The sequence below is a fragment of the Aliarcobacter faecis genome (assembly GCF_013201705.1).
GTDB lineage: Bacteria > Campylobacterota > Campylobacteria > Campylobacterales > Arcobacteraceae > Aliarcobacter > Aliarcobacter faecis.
On sequence record NZ_CP053837.1, the window covers coordinates 609,306 to 623,797 of the forward strand.

The following is a 14,492-nucleotide window of genomic DNA, read 5'->3' on the forward strand; positions in this document are numbered from 1 at the left end:
AAAGAGTTTTTTCATATAATCTTCACCTTTTTTCTTAGTTTCAGAACTATTTTAAAACTTAAAAGTTTTATATTTTTAATACAGCCATAAATGCTTCTTGTGGAACATTTACTTTTCCAATGGCTTTCATCCTTTTTTTACCAGCTTTTTGTTTTTCAAGAAGTTTTCTTTTTCTTGTAATATCCCCACCATAACATTTAGCTGTTACATTTTTCCCCATAGATTTTACAGTTTCTCTTGCAATAATTGTACTTCCAATACTAGCTTGCACAGCAACTTCAAAAAGTTGTCTAGGAATAAGCTCTTTTAGTGCTTTTACAAACTCTCTTCCCCTAGTAACCGCTTTATCTTCAGGAACTATGATTGAAAGTGCATCAACTACATCTCCTGCAACTCTAACATCAAGTTTTTTTAAATTTCCAGCTCTAAATCCAACTGGTTCATAATCAAAAGAGGCATAACCTTTTGTTGTAGATTTTAGCTTATCATAAAAATCCATAACAATCTCATTCATAGGAATATCATACTCTAAAAGAACTCTTGTTCCTATATAATCCATTTTTAATTGAATTCCTCTTTTGTCATTTAAAAGTTTTATAACATTTCCTAAAAACTCATCAGGTACTAAAATAGTAGCTTTTACATAAGGTTCAAAAATTGTGTCTATATAGTTTGGTTCAGGTAACTCTGATGGATTCTGAATAACAATTCTATTTCCATCTCTTTTCAAAATTTCATAAACAACTGTTGGTGCAGTTGCTATTAAGTCTAAATCAAACTCCCTTTCCAACCTTTCTTTGATAACTTCCATATGAAGCATACCTAAAAATCCAGTTCTAAATCCACTTCCTAAAGCCATAGAACTTTCAGGTTCAAAAGAGATAGATGAGTCATTTAATTTTAGTTTGTTTAAAGCTTCTCTTAAATCTTCAAATTTATCTGTTTCTATTGGATAAAGTCCAGCAAAAACAAATGGTTTAGCAGGTTCAAATCCATCAATTGGTTCTTTTGTTGGATTTTTTGCATCTGTCATTGTATCGCCAACTGCTATTCCATCTAGAGTTTTAAGCCCTAAAACAACTATTCCAATCTCTCCAGTTTTTATTTCTAAAGTATCTTCTTTTTTTATTGGATGTGGATACATTAAACTTAGAACTTGATGTTCGACTTTTGTGTTCATCATTTTTAAAGTTTGCCCTTTTTTTATACTTCCATCATAAACTCTTACGAGGGCTAAAGCTCCTAAATAGTTATCAAACCAACTATCATAAATAAGGGCTTTTGTAGGAGCATTTTCATCTCCTACTGGTGCAGGAACTCTTTTTATAATTGACTCAATTAAATCTTTTACTCCTAAACCAGTTTTTGCACTAATTAGATTGTGTTCTGTACAATCTAATCCTATGGCTTCTTCAACTTCAGCTAGGACACGCATTGGGTCTGCACTAGGAAGATCTATTTTATTTACAACAGGAAGAAGTTCTAGGTCATTATCCATTGCAATATAAACATTTGCTATAGTCTGAGCTTCAACTCCTTGAGTCGAATCTACAATTAACAAAGCCCCTTCAGATGAAGCTAAAGAGCGACTAACTTCATAAGAAAAATCGACATGACCTGGAGTATCAATAAGATTTAATATATATTTTTCTTTATTAAGAGTATAGTTTAGCCTTACACTTTGGGCTTTTATAGTTATACCTCTCTCTTTTTCTATATCCATATTATCCATAACTTGTGAAGTCATTTCACGATCACTAATTGCTCCACACTCTTGAATAATTCTATCAGCAAGTGTTGATTTTCCATGATCTATATGTGCAATAATACTAAAGTTTCTAATATTTTTTTGCAAGTTTTTTCCTATTAATTTTGAGTATTTTATTTAAAAAGTGAAAGATTATATCTAAAAAATAGTAAGTTTTTTGTTAATCATATTTTTAAGGAAGAAGGAATTTAAAATTCCTTCTAAAGTTTATTGGTTTATATATCCAACAACTCTTCTATTTTGAGCTCTTCCTTCTTCAGTATCATTTGTGGCAATAGGTTGAGATTCCCCAAAAACAACAGCTTCTAATGAGTATTTATCTACACCTTTAGAAATAAGAGCATTTACAACAGAGAATGCTCTTTTTTCAGATAATTTCTGGTTGTAAGAATCACTTCCTTTTGAATCAGTATGAGCTTCTATTCTAGCTTCAAAAGCTCTATTTTGTTTCATAATATTTGCAAAATTTGTTATTATAGAGTCATATTGTGGTTTAATATCTGATTTATTATAATCGAAATTTATTTTTAAATCTACAGTTTCAACACAACCATCTTTATTTACTTTAACACCAGGACTTGTATTAGGACATTTATCTAAATGATTTGGAACTCCATCTCTATCGTCATCATTTGCCCATTCTTCTTTTGTTACTACTTTTTCTTGAGTAATAGTCTCTGGTGTAGAAGTATTATCAACAACTGGTACTTTTGCTTCAACTGGTTCATAAGATTTTTTACCTAAAGGCATACCAATACCTAAAGTATACATAAAGTCATTTTGACCTTCTCTTGTTGCGTAAATATGTCTTACATCACCTTTGATAGCCATTCCATAATTTGGAATATCATATCTCAAACCAACCCCATAATTCAATAAAGCTGAATCTTTATGCTTTAAAACTGGATTAGTTACATCTTGATAACCAGCTCCAACAAATCCATATGCTGCAAAATTATCAGTTATATCAAATCTTTTTATAGCATTTAAAAGGATTTTATTAACATGAGTTGTTTTACTTGAATCTAAATATTTAAGAATATCACTTCTTATATACATTAATTCAATTTGATTAATAAAGTCTGTATCGAAATTTTTTGCTAACGAGATTCCAAGATTTGCATAGTGGTCATTTTTAATTCCTGCTTTGCTATCAGTTAAAATTCCTGAAGCGAAAGGAGTTACTTCATAACTATAAGTTTTGCTAGAATCGTGTGCTGCAAAAAGTGAAGCAATACATAAAGTAGATGATAGTACGATTTTTTTCATATATTTTCCTTATTATAAATAATTTTGGATATTATAACTTAAAAAATATATAAAGTATATTAATATATTATTAAATTAAAAAAAGGTTTGGGAAATAATCCCAAACCTTTTTTAAGTTTATAGTGAAACTATAATTATTTAACCATTACAGCTTGAACTCTTCTGTTTTCTGCTCTACCTTCAGCAGTTTCATTTGAAGCAATAGGTTTAGATTTACCATATCCAACAGCTTTAATTCTGTCTTTTTCTACTCCTAAACCAACTAAAGCTTTAACAACTGAAGATGCTCTTCTTTCAGATAATTTTTGATTATAAGCAACACTTCCTACAGAATCTGTATGACCTTCAATATCAGCTTTTAATCTTTTATCTACATTCATAACTTTTGCAAATTCATGAATTCTTGTACTATAAATATCTTTTATATCAGATTTATCTGTATCAAAATTAACATTTAAGTTAATTAGAGTAATACACCCAACAGAGTCAACTTTTGCACCTTTTGGAGTATTTGGGCATTTATCTAATCTATCAATAACTCCATCTCCATCACTATCTTTATCTACAGCAACAGGAGCAGGAACTGGTGTTGGAGCTGGAGCAGGAACTACTTCTGGAGCAGCTTTTGTTCTCTCTCCAAATGGAACAGCTAAACCTAATGTATATAACATTGTATTATCTCCATAATTGAAGTTAATTAAATGTCTAACATCAAATTTAAGTGCTAAACTATCAATTAATTGATATTTTAGACCAAGACCGTAGTTTCCGAATGCACCATCTTTTTGGTGTTTAGTAATTTCATGATCGAAGAATTCAACTCCAACCCCTGCTAATGCATATAAAGATAAATCATCTGTTAAACTATAATCTTTAACTAAGTTACCAAATACTCTAGTAATTGAAGAATCTCCAGAGTGACCTCTTTTAGCATTAATATCTTTAACAGTTCTTAAAAACCCTAATTCAAATTGATCTATAATTGAATTTTCTTGGTTAAATCCTAAAGCTAAACCAGCGTTTACATAATTTTTTTCTAAATTATGGTTACCTTCAGCTAATCCACCACCAATTAATGGTGTGATTTCATATTTGTAGTCACTATTTGCAGCTAATACTAAAGAAGCACAAGCTAATGTTGATAATAAAATTTTTTTCATTTTTCTTCCTTTTTGTAAATTATAATCCGTAAAATTATATCTAATTCTTATTAATATTATATTAATTAACTATTAAAAATAGAATTTACAGATTCATTATTATGAATTCTTCTAATAGCTTCTCCTATCATCGCAGAAGCTGTTAATACTGTGATTTTTTTTGCATTCTCTTTTGTTGGTATAGTATCAGATATTACAAGTTCATCTAAAACACCATTTGCAACTCTTTCATAAGCAGGACCACTTAAAACTCCATGAGTACAACAAGCCATAACAGAAGTTGCGCCTTTTTGTTTTAGAACTTCTGCTGCTTTTACTAAAGTTCCTGCAGTATCTACCATATCATCTACTAATATTACATCTTTACCTTTTACATCTCCAATTATGTTCATAACTTCTGAAATATTTGCTTTTTCTCTTTTTTTATCAACAATTACTAAATCGTATCCTAATTTATCTGCATACTGCCTAGCACGTGCTACTCCACCTATATCTGGACTTGCAATAATAGGGTTTTTAAGGTTTTTGCTTTTTATATAATTAATAAATAATATTGAACCAAATAAGTTATCAGCAGGAAGATTAAAAAATCCTTGAATTTGAGCAGCATGTAAATCAATAGTTACGATTCTATCAATTCCAGCAGCTTCAAGTAAATCTGCAACTAATTTTGCACTAATTGGAACTCTTGGAGCAGCTTTTCTGTCTTGTCTTGCATATCCATAATATGGAACAACAGCATTTATACTTTTTGCACTTGAACGTTTTAATGCATCTACCATTATTAATAATTCCATTAAATTATCATTTGCAGGAGCACATGTAGGTTGGATTATATAAACATCTTGTCCTCTCACACTTTGAGTTATTTGAACAGATATTTCACCATCACTAAATTTATTTAATGTTGCGTCAGATACATTCATTCCTAAATAATCTCCAACTTTTTTAGCAAATTCAGGGTTTGCACTTCCACTAAAGAGTTTAAAAGTAGACATAAAAATTCCTCTAATTTCTTGATTTTTGTAAGCTAAAATAGTAGCAAAAAAGTACTTAATAAATTTTTTATAAGATTTAAAATTTAATAAATAATTAAGTCTAAAAGAAATAAGATTGTATTTTATTCACAACTAAGTTGCAAATGATAAAGTTTTTTTAAATTAATAGAAAGTTAATTAAAAATTAATAAAAAAAGTTGTAAATTTCCATCCGATGTAATAATGGGTATCATCATAAAAGCAAGGAGAAAAAATGAAAAAAGTGAGTTTAGTTGTTTCGGCTATGGTGTTAACAAGTTCAGTTTTTGCTGATTCATTAACTATTGATGATGCTTTTAAAAATGGAGAAGTTGAAGGAATAATTGCTCTTTATGGTCAAAAGAAGAAGAATAAAGATCAAGATATTGAAAGAAATTTAGCTTATGGAAATGGACATTTAGGTCTTGCTTATACAACAGACTCTTTTTATGGTTTTAATGCAAAAGTTGAAGCTAAAGGAAATGTAAAATTAGGTGAGCAACATAAACATGATTGGAAAGATAATGCACCTTTTGAAAATAGTGCTTTATTTACACAAGCATATTTACAATATGAGCTAGATAATGTTATTTCTATTAGAGGTGGAAGATATGAAGGAGAGTATGAGTGGCTTTCTGATTATCAACAAGGAGCTGTTTTAGAGATTTTACCAATTCCTAATACAGTTGTAGCTATAGGTTACTCAAACAAAAAATCTGAATCAGGAATAGATTTAAGTGAAGATTTTTACAAAGCTAGTGAAAAAGGTGTCTATTTTGTAGATATTCAAAATGAGGGTCTAGAAAATATTATATTTAATCCATATTTTTATGAAATGCCAGATTTTGGAAGATTTTATGGTTTAAAAACTATTATTGATACAGATTATTTTGGAATTATTGCTCAATATGCTAAAAGTAGTGCAGATGAGAAAGCTTTAGATGATGAAGATGGATATATTGCACATATTGAAGGAACTTTAAAAATAGAAGATTTTACAGCTTCTTTAGGATACATTAAAACTAGTAAAAAAGGTGGAGCAGTACAAATAGCTACTTATGGTGATAATATTTCTCCTTTTGAAGATGGAAATTATGTTTATGATATAGATGCAAGAACTACTTATCTAAATTTAGGTTACTCAATTGCTGAAGTTGAATTAGGTGCTTTATATGGAGCTACAAAATATAGTGAAGATAATTTTAAAGAGAAAGAACTTAATTTAAGTGTTGCTTATGGAATTACAGATAGTTTAACTGCTGGTGTAATGTGGGTAAATGTTGATACAAATAATTCTCAAGATACGGACTATGATAAATATTTATTAGCTGTTGAATATAGTTTCTAATTTTTATAAGAAAGAGCTTACTCTCTTTCTTTTTTTATTTTGCACTTTCTATAAAAGCACTTCCTATTACTTTATTGTTGTCATAGAAAACTGCAAGTTGTCCACTTGCAACTCCAAAAGCTGGTTCTTCTAGTAAAATGTAAGCTTTATTATCTTCAATTCTTACTTTGCAAGGTGTTGTATTTGATCTATATCTTAGTTTCACTCCACATGAGAACTCTTTATCATCAATATACATATTTAAATTCTCTCCTAAAACTTCATTTATCTTTAATGATGGTTTTTTTCCTACAACAATTGTATTATCTTTTGGATTTAATTTTGTAACAAAGTGTGGATCCTGAGCTCCTTTTACAGTAAATCCTTTTCTTTTTCCTATTGTATAGTGTGCATAACCTTTATGTTTTCCTACAACATTTCCAGCTTGATCTAAAACATCACCTTCAATATCAATATTTGCATGTTTTTTAATAACATCGGTATAAACTGTTTCTACAAAACAAATCTCTTGAGACTCATTTTTTTCAGTTATTTTTTTGTATGTAACATCAAGATTTGCTCCAAGTTTTATGATATCCTCTTTTTTATAAGTGCTAAGAGGAAACATCATAAAAGGTAAGGCTTCTTTTTTTATTTGAGATAGAAAATAGCTTTGGTCTTTTGATTTATCATCTGCTTCATAAAAAAATTCTCCATCTGTTGTTGCATAGTGTCCAGTTGCGAGAAAACTTGCACCTTGCTCTTTTGCAAAATCAAGCATAGCACCAAATTTTATATTTCTATTACATTTAACACAGGGATTTGGAGTAGTTCCTTCTAAGTAAGAGTTTACAAAATAGTCATAAACCTCTTCACTAAATTTTTTAGTTAAATCTAAAATATGGTATTTTACACCCAAAAATTTTGCAACACCATCAATATAACCTAAATTTGATTCGTGATAACCATCTGATCTATTATGAAGTTTTAGATAAATTCCTTCAACTTCATAACCTTGTTGTTGAAGCATATATGCTGTTACTGATGAGTCAATTCCACCGCTCATTCCAACCATAACTTTTTTTTTACTCATCTTTTACCTTTTTATTTGTAGTAACTGATAAAGCCACCACCAAGACAATAATCACCAGAATATAAAACAAGACTTTGTCCTAGTGTTACAGCTCTTTGAGGATTATCAAACTCAACCACTACTTTTTCATTATTTGCTTCAACTACAGTACAAGCTTGTTTTTGTTGTCTGTATCTTACTTGTGCCATTAATCTATCACCAACTTTAGGTGCTTCTTCTAATACCCAATGCATATGGTATGCTTCTACATTTTTGCTCATAAGTAAAGGATGATTTGTATCTTGAACAATTGTTAATGTATTATTTACTACATCTTTAGAAGCTACATACCAAGGTTTGTGAGTATTGTTTTCACTTTCATTGTCTTTAATACCTCCAAGACCAATACCTTTTCTTTGTCCCAATGTGTAACAAACTAGACCTTTATGTTTTCCTAAAACTTTTCCATTTTCATCTAAAATATCTCCAGGAATAGCCTTTAAATGTTGTGTAATAAATTCATCAAATTTTTGATTACCAATAAAACAAATTCCTGTACTATCTTTTTTATCACTAACTGGTAGATTATTAATTCTAGCTATTTCTCTAACTTCTTTTTTTGTTAAATCTCCAAGTGGAAATATAGCATGTGACAATTGTTCACTTGATAATGCGTGTAAAAAATAACTTTGGTCTTTTGAACTGTCTTTTGGAGTATCTAGTACAAAATGATTTTTGTATTGCGCAATTTTTGCATAATGACCAGTTGCAATCATATCTGCACCCATACTTTTTGCTTCATTTAAGAATACATTGAATTTTATTTCTTTGTTACATAAAATATCTGGATTTGGTGTTAGACCTTGCTTTAAACCTTCTAAAAATACATCAAAAACTCTATCTCTGTACTCTTTAACGAAGTCTTTTCCAATTACCTCTATTCCTATTAATGCACCAACTTTTTTTGCATCTTCAAATTCTATACGATTAGGGCAAAGGCTTCCTTTGATCCCGTATTCCCAATTACGCATAAATAATCCAACAACATCGAAACCCTGTTGTTTTAATAATAATGCAGTAACAGATGAATCAACTCCGCCTGACATTCCTACAACAATTTTTTTATTTTTGCTCATTTTTTACCTTTAAAAAGTTCTTTTTTTAGAACTGTATTTACAACAATTTAGTTGTTTTTAATATATTTTAAAGGAATAATCACTGACTCTCTATTTGCCCAATTTTTGTGAGGAATAATAAGATTTTTTGTATCTATTCTCTTATTATCAAAAAATATTATATCTATATCCAAGGTTCTAGGCGCATCTTGAAAGGATCGCTTTCTTCCAAATTTTTTTTCATATCTTTGCATGGCTTTCAAAAAGTCATTAGGACAAAGATTTGTTTTGAGTGTGATTATACCATTTAAAAAGTGGCTTTGTTCTAAAAATCCAAAAGGAGGATTTCGTAAAAGAGGTGAGCTCATAAGTAAAGTAAATCTCAAATCTTTTTTTAAACATAAGATTAAATTATCAAATATATTTTTTGTATTTCCAATATTCCCTCCAATTCCAATAGTTACACTATATTTTTTATTTGAAGTTGTATTAAACTTTTTTGGAAAATTTGGGTAATAGAAAAGTGTTAAATTATTGCTTAAATTTTTTTTCAAATTTCTCTCTTTTTTTATAAATAATCCTAACTTAGTGAATAAGTTATGATTATTTTTTAATATCTTTTGTTTTATAAAATATCTGCTTTACCATTTTTCATATAGACTGTATCTTCAATTCTAACTCCAAATTCATTTGGAAGATAAATACCAGGTTCAACTGTAAATACCATATGGTCTTCAATAATTAAATCATTTCTACTATTTATATTTGGAAATTCATGAATATCAAGACCAACTCCATGACCTGTGCTATGTACAAAAAACTCTCCATATCCAGCTTTAGTGATATAATCTCTAGCAATTTTGTCAATTTCTGAAGCCTTCATACCACTTCTTGCTTTTTTAATAGCTAGAGTTTGAGCTTTATAAACTATATCATAGATTTTTTGATGTTTTTTATTTTTAAATTTTTGCTCTCTTTCAAAGCTAAAATTATTAAAATCAACTACACTTGTACAAGTTCTATCTGAACAATATCTTTTATATTTTATTCCAGCATCAACTAAAAGTAAATTGTCTTTATTTAGTTTTTTATTTGTAGGAAGGGCATGAGGTTTTGCTGCATTTTCGTTTATAGCAACTATTGGATTAAAAGATACATCAAATTTTGCTTTTTGTGTCATATTTTTGAAAGCTTCAAAAAAAAGCTCTTTTTCACTTCTTTTTTCACCATTTTTCTTTATGAATTTTGCAAAATTTGAAAAACCTTCTCTTCCTAAATTTGCAGCTTTTTTAAGGAGTTTTATCTCTTTCTCACTTTTTATTAATCTTTTCATTTTTGAAAAGTTTATTTCTTCTTTAAAAATAGTATCTAAATCTTTTATGAAGTTTGAATATGTTAAATAAGTGAAATCATTTGGGTCAAAAGTTAACTCTTTTATATGGTTCTTTTTTAATATCTCTTTAGCACTCTCTATTAGATTAGCACTTTCTATAATTTCACAATTTTTTGCATACTCTCGTGCTTCAATAGTATATCTTGCATCAGTTATAAAAAATTTTTCACTACCAAGATTTAAAAATATTACATTGTCACAAGAGAAGTTACACTCGTAATATATTGCATTTTCATTTTTTAATATAAAGTTTTCCACTAAAATAGCCTTTTTTTAGATGATTTAACAAAAGTTTAATTATAATCTTACCAAAATTTATTAAAAGGAAAATAATATGAAAATAGCAGTTATTCAAGGACCAAACTTAAATATGCTAGGAATTAGAGAGCAACATATATATGGTGGGATAACTTTAGAACAAATTCATGCTCAACTTCAAAATGCAGCTGATCAAAATGGAATAGAATTAGAGTTTTTTCAATCAAATTTTGAAGGGGAAATAGTTGATAGAGTTCAAGAGTGTTTAGGTACAGTTGATGGGATTATGATAAATCCAGCTGCATATTCGCATACTTCAATTGCAATTAGAGATGCTTTGGCTGCAGTTAATATGCCAGTTGTTGAAGTGCATATTTCAAATATTTATAGAAGAGAAGAGTTTAGACAAAAAAGTGTTACAGCAGGTGCAAGTACAGGTGTAATTACTGGATTTGGAGGATTTGGTTATCATATGGGATTAATAGCTTTAATGCAGATGATTGGTGAGTTAAGAGCTCTAAATGAAGCAAGAAATGCACAATCTGCTGAACAAATAAGCTAATGAAAATTTTAAGTGCATCTTATGTTTTAACATTTGATGAAGATTTTAGCATCATTAAAAATGGTGCTATTGTTTTTGATGAGAAAATAATTGAAGTTGCAACTTTTGAATATATAAAAGACAAATATCCAACTCTTGAGATTATACAGTTAAAAGATAATTCTATCTTAATGCCAGGTCTTATAAATCCGCATATTCACTTAGAGTTTAGTGCAAATAAAACAACTTTAAAATATGGAAATTTCTACTCTTGGTTAAATTCTGTTATAAAAAGTAGAGAAAATCTTATAGAAAAAGCAAATAGCTCTTTAATTGAGCTTGAATTAAAAAAACTTTTAAAAACAGGAACTACAACTATTGGGGCAATATCTTCATACTCTTTTGATTTACAAGCAGTTTTAAATAGTCCAATAAATAAAGTCTTTTTTTGTGAAGTTATTGGTTCTAAAGCTGATATGATAGATACTTTGTTTGCTGATTTTAAAGCAAGATTAAAAGATGCTCAAAAATATAATAGCAAAAACTTTCAAGCAGGAATTGCTATTCATTCTCCATATTCTGTTCACCCTTTTTTAGTAAGAGAAGTTTTAAATATAGCAAAAGATGAAAATTTAGTAGTTACTTCACATTTTATGGAATCAAATGAAGAGAAAGAGTGGCTGAGTAAAGATGAAGGTAGTTTCTTAGAATTTTTTAGGAATTTTTTAAATCAGACAAAGGCTACAAGTAAACCTTTAGAATTTTTAAATCTTTTTAAAGGAGTTAAAACTCTATCTTTTACACATTGTGTAGAGGCAAATGAGGAGGAATTATCAAAAATAAAAGAGTTAGATGCAATAATAAATCATTGTGCAGTTTCAAATAGGTTTTTAAATAATAGTAGATTAAACCTTGAATCTTTAGATGAGATACCTTTTAGTATAGCAACTGATGGACTTAGCTCAAATAACTCTTTAAGTATGTTTGATGAATTAAGAGCAACTTTAAATATTCATTATGAGAAAAATATTATTAAGTTCTCAAAAACCCTTTTAAATTCTGCTACTGTTATTGGGGCTAGGGCTTTGGGATTGAATAAAGGAAGATTAGAAAAAGGTTTTGATGCTGATATAATTTCTATTACTTTACCAGATGATATAGAAGATTTAGAAGATATTTATATGCAAATTATACTACATACAAAATATGTAGATAAAACAATAATAGGAGGAGAGTTTGTTTGATTTTTTTAGAAAATTGTTTTCACCAATAACTGCAATATTAGATTTTATTACAAAATATTTTAAAACTATTGTTTTTTTAACAATTATTTATTTTATATTTTTTAGTAATCCTAATGAAGAAGGGATAAAAAAAGAGTTTGCAAATTTACAAAAGATTGAGTTAAATGGACCAATAGTAGATGTTTCTAAAGTTTTGGAAAATATAAATAAAGCTAAAAAAGATGAAAATATAAAAGGTGTTTTATTTGTAGTGGACAGCCCTGGTGGTTCTGTTGCACCTTCGGTTGAGATTGCTTATGCAATTAAAGAGTTAAAAGAGTTAAAACCTGTTGTTACATATGCAAGTGGAACGATTGCTAGTGGAAGTTACTATGCTTCTATTTGGTCAAATAAAATTATTGCAAATCCTGGAAGTATGGTTGGCTCTATTGGGGTTATTATGCAAGGTTTTGAGCTTAGTGAATTACTTGATAAAATTGGAATTCAAACTCAAACTGTAAAAGCTGGAAAATATAAAGAATCAGGGACTCCTACAAGAAAATGGACTCCTTTTGAAGAAAAACAACTTCAAAGTGTGATTGATGATACTTATAATATGTTTATAACAGATGTTGCAGAGGCTAGAAAACTTGATATTAAAAATCATACAAGTTTTGCAGATGCAAAAATTTTTACTTCAAAACAGGCAAAAGAAGTAGGGCTAATTGATGAGGTTGCTACACTTAGTTTTGCCCAAGATAGTTTAGAAAAATTGGCAAAAGTAGAAAAACCTGTTTGGAAAAAAGAGGATAGATTTGAGAAATTTATGGATAAGCTTATGAGTCAAGCTATTTCAAAAGTACTTATGAGTTTTTCAAACTCTTTAAAGGCTATTTAAATAGCCTTTTGAAGTGAAATTATAATCTATTTTTAAATAAAAGTTTTTTGAGTTTTATATAGAGAGTATGCAAGTGGAAATAATTTAAAATATCCAGAAGAGATAAGAGAAATTTTAGATTTATTATAATATTTACCAGCAAAAGCAATAAAAGATTTAAAAAATAGATTGTTTGTGTATAAAAAGTTATATAAAAAAGGTATTTAAAAGGCAAAATGCCTTTTAAATTTGAAGATTATTTTCTTCTAGCTCCACCAGAAACTATATTGTAAGTATCATTTGCAATTACATACTCTTCTTGAGTAGGGATTACAAAAATTCTTGCAGGTGATGCATTTGTAGAGATATCTCTAGGTTCACTTGATCTTTTATTATTTTTTGTTGGGTCAATTACAAGTCCCATAGCATCAAGTCCAGCACAAACTTTTTCTCTAATTAATGCTGCATTTTCACCAATTCCACCTGTAAAGCAAAGTGCATCAATACCATTTAGTGCTGCAACATAAGCTCCAACATAAGATTTGATTTTATATGCAACCATATCAACTGCTAATCTACATCTATCATCACCTTGGCTCATACCTTCTAAAACTTCTCTAAGATCTGAAGATTTTCCAGAAATACCTAAAATTCCTGATTTTTTATTCATTAAATCAAGAACTTGGTCAATATCAAGGTTTTCTTGTTTCATCATATATTGAATTGCTCCAGCTCCAATATCTCCAACTCTAGTACCCATCATAAGCCCTTGGATAGGAGTTAATCCCATAGATGTATCTATACATTTTCCATCAAAAACAGCAGATACTGAAGAACCATTTCCTAAGTGACAAACTATAATTCTAGTATTGTGTTTTTTCTCTAGCATAGCTCTTGCTTCATTTGAAACAAAATAGTGGCTAGTACCGTGGAAACCATATTTTCTAATACCGTGTTTAGTATATTGGTCATAAGGTAAGGCATACATATAAGCATAATCAGGCATTGTTTGGTGAAATGCAGTATCAAATACACCAACATTTGGTTTTCCTGGCATTAACTCTTGACAAATTTCAATTCCCATAATATTTGCAGGGTTATGTAAAGGTGCTAATGGAGATAATCTTTTCATAGCATCAATAACTTCAGGAGTGATTAAAACTGAACTTGCAAACTCTTCTCCACCATGAACTGTTCTATGTCCAATAGCTTCAATATCATTAATAGAATCAATAACCTTTCCTTCACCACTTGTTAAAGTAGTTAAAATTGCATTTATAGCCTCTTTGTGTGTAGGCATTGATTCTTTTAGAACTAACTTTTTACCATCACCATATTCATGTTTTAAAACACCGTCAATTCCAATTCTTTCACAAATTCCACTTGCAAAAACTTTTTTAATAACTGGATTCATTAATTGATACTTAACTGAAGAACTTCCTGCATTTAATACGAAAACTAGCATATTTTTCC

Annotated in this window: 13 protein-coding genes; 4 read left to right on the forward strand and 9 right to left on the reverse strand. The window is 28.9% G+C overall.

All coding sequences use genetic code 11. The features are described from left to right. Window positions 1-67: 67 nt before the first annotated feature. From lepA to AFAEC_RS03165, 4 genes are all read right to left on the reverse strand, one after another. Window positions 68-1,855 (reverse strand): translation elongation factor 4, encoded by a 1,788-nt coding sequence (lepA, locus tag AFAEC_RS03150; protein ID WP_026806020.1) that lies wholly within the window; start codon window positions 1,853-1,855, stop codon window positions 68-70. 120 nt (window positions 1,856-1,975) lie between these two features. Further along, a complete protein-coding gene (locus AFAEC_RS03155; RefSeq protein ID WP_026806019.1) occupies window positions 1,976-3,037 on the reverse strand; it encodes an OmpA family protein in 1,062 nt (353 codons plus the stop codon). Window positions 3,038-3,171: 134 nt separating this feature from the next. Beyond that, a complete protein-coding gene (locus AFAEC_RS03160; RefSeq protein ID WP_026806018.1) occupies window positions 3,172-4,197 on the reverse strand; it encodes an OmpA family protein in 1,026 nt (341 codons plus the stop codon). A gap of 65 nt (window positions 4,198-4,262) precedes the next feature. Then, window positions 4,263-5,195 carry a ribose-phosphate pyrophosphokinase gene (locus AFAEC_RS03165; protein ID WP_026806017.1) on the reverse strand — a complete coding sequence of 311 codons (933 nt, stop codon included), beginning with the start codon at window positions 5,193-5,195 and terminating at the stop codon, window positions 4,263-4,265. A gap of 253 nt (window positions 5,196-5,448) precedes the next feature. Between AFAEC_RS03165 and AFAEC_RS03170 the strand changes: the two genes are divergently transcribed. Then, on the forward strand, window positions 5,449-6,561 hold the full coding sequence (locus tag AFAEC_RS03170) for an Opr family porin (protein WP_026806016.1): 1,113 nt from the start codon (window positions 5,449-5,451) through the stop codon (window positions 6,559-6,561). Window positions 6,562-6,595: 34 nt separating this feature from the next. Here the strand turns inward: AFAEC_RS03170 and mnmA (AFAEC_RS03175) are convergent, their stop codons facing one another. From mnmA (AFAEC_RS03175) to AFAEC_RS03190, 4 genes are all read right to left on the reverse strand, one after another. After that, window positions 6,596-7,633, reverse strand: coding sequence for a tRNA 2-thiouridine(34) synthase MnmA (mnmA, locus tag AFAEC_RS03175; protein ID WP_026806015.1), 1,038 nt, complete (start codon window positions 7,631-7,633; stop codon window positions 6,596-6,598). Between the two features lie 11 nt (window positions 7,634-7,644). Beyond that, the gene (gene mnmA, locus AFAEC_RS03180) at window positions 7,645-8,748 is read right to left on the reverse strand and encodes a tRNA 2-thiouridine(34) synthase MnmA (RefSeq protein WP_026806014.1); all 1,104 of its coding nucleotides are present in this window, start codon (window positions 8,746-8,748) and stop codon (window positions 7,645-7,647) included. A gap of 47 nt (window positions 8,749-8,795) precedes the next feature. Next, window positions 8,796-9,281: a 2-amino-4-hydroxy-6-hydroxymethyldihydropteridine diphosphokinase gene (gene folK / locus AFAEC_RS03185; RefSeq protein ID WP_026806013.1), complete on the reverse strand. Its 486-nt coding sequence runs from the start codon at window positions 9,279-9,281 to the stop codon at window positions 8,796-8,798. 71 nt (window positions 9,282-9,352) lie between these two features. Further along, window positions 9,353-10,378 (reverse strand): M24 family metallopeptidase, encoded by a 1,026-nt coding sequence (locus AFAEC_RS03190; protein WP_026806012.1) that lies wholly within the window; start codon window positions 10,376-10,378, stop codon window positions 9,353-9,355. Window positions 10,379-10,454: 76 nt separating this feature from the next. Between AFAEC_RS03190 and aroQ the strand changes: the two genes are divergently transcribed. From aroQ to sppA, 3 genes are read left to right on the forward strand one after another with little or no spacing between them, the layout of a single operon-like run. After that, window positions 10,455-10,940: a type II 3-dehydroquinate dehydratase gene (gene aroQ, locus AFAEC_RS03195; protein WP_026806011.1), complete on the forward strand. Its 486-nt coding sequence runs from the start codon at window positions 10,455-10,457 to the stop codon at window positions 10,938-10,940. Then, window positions 10,940-12,163 (forward strand): aminofutalosine deaminase family hydrolase, encoded by a 1,224-nt coding sequence (mqnF, locus tag AFAEC_RS03200; RefSeq protein ID WP_026806010.1) that lies wholly within the window; start codon window positions 10,940-10,942, stop codon window positions 12,161-12,163. Before aroQ ends, mqnF begins: the two co-directional genes overlap by 1 nt. Next, complete coding sequence (sppA, locus tag AFAEC_RS03205) at window positions 12,156-13,040, forward strand: signal peptide peptidase SppA (RefSeq protein ID WP_026806009.1); 885 nt, start codon at window positions 12,156-12,158, stop codon at window positions 13,038-13,040. Before mqnF ends, sppA begins: the two co-directional genes overlap by 8 nt. 235 nt (window positions 13,041-13,275) lie before the next feature. Here sppA and AFAEC_RS03210 read toward each other — a convergent pair whose 3' ends face one another. After that, the gene (locus tag AFAEC_RS03210; protein ID WP_026806008.1) at window positions 13,276-14,484 is read right to left on the reverse strand and encodes an acetate/propionate family kinase; all 1,209 of its coding nucleotides are present in this window, start codon (window positions 14,482-14,484) and stop codon (window positions 13,276-13,278) included. Between the last annotated feature and the right edge of the window lie 8 nt (window positions 14,485-14,492).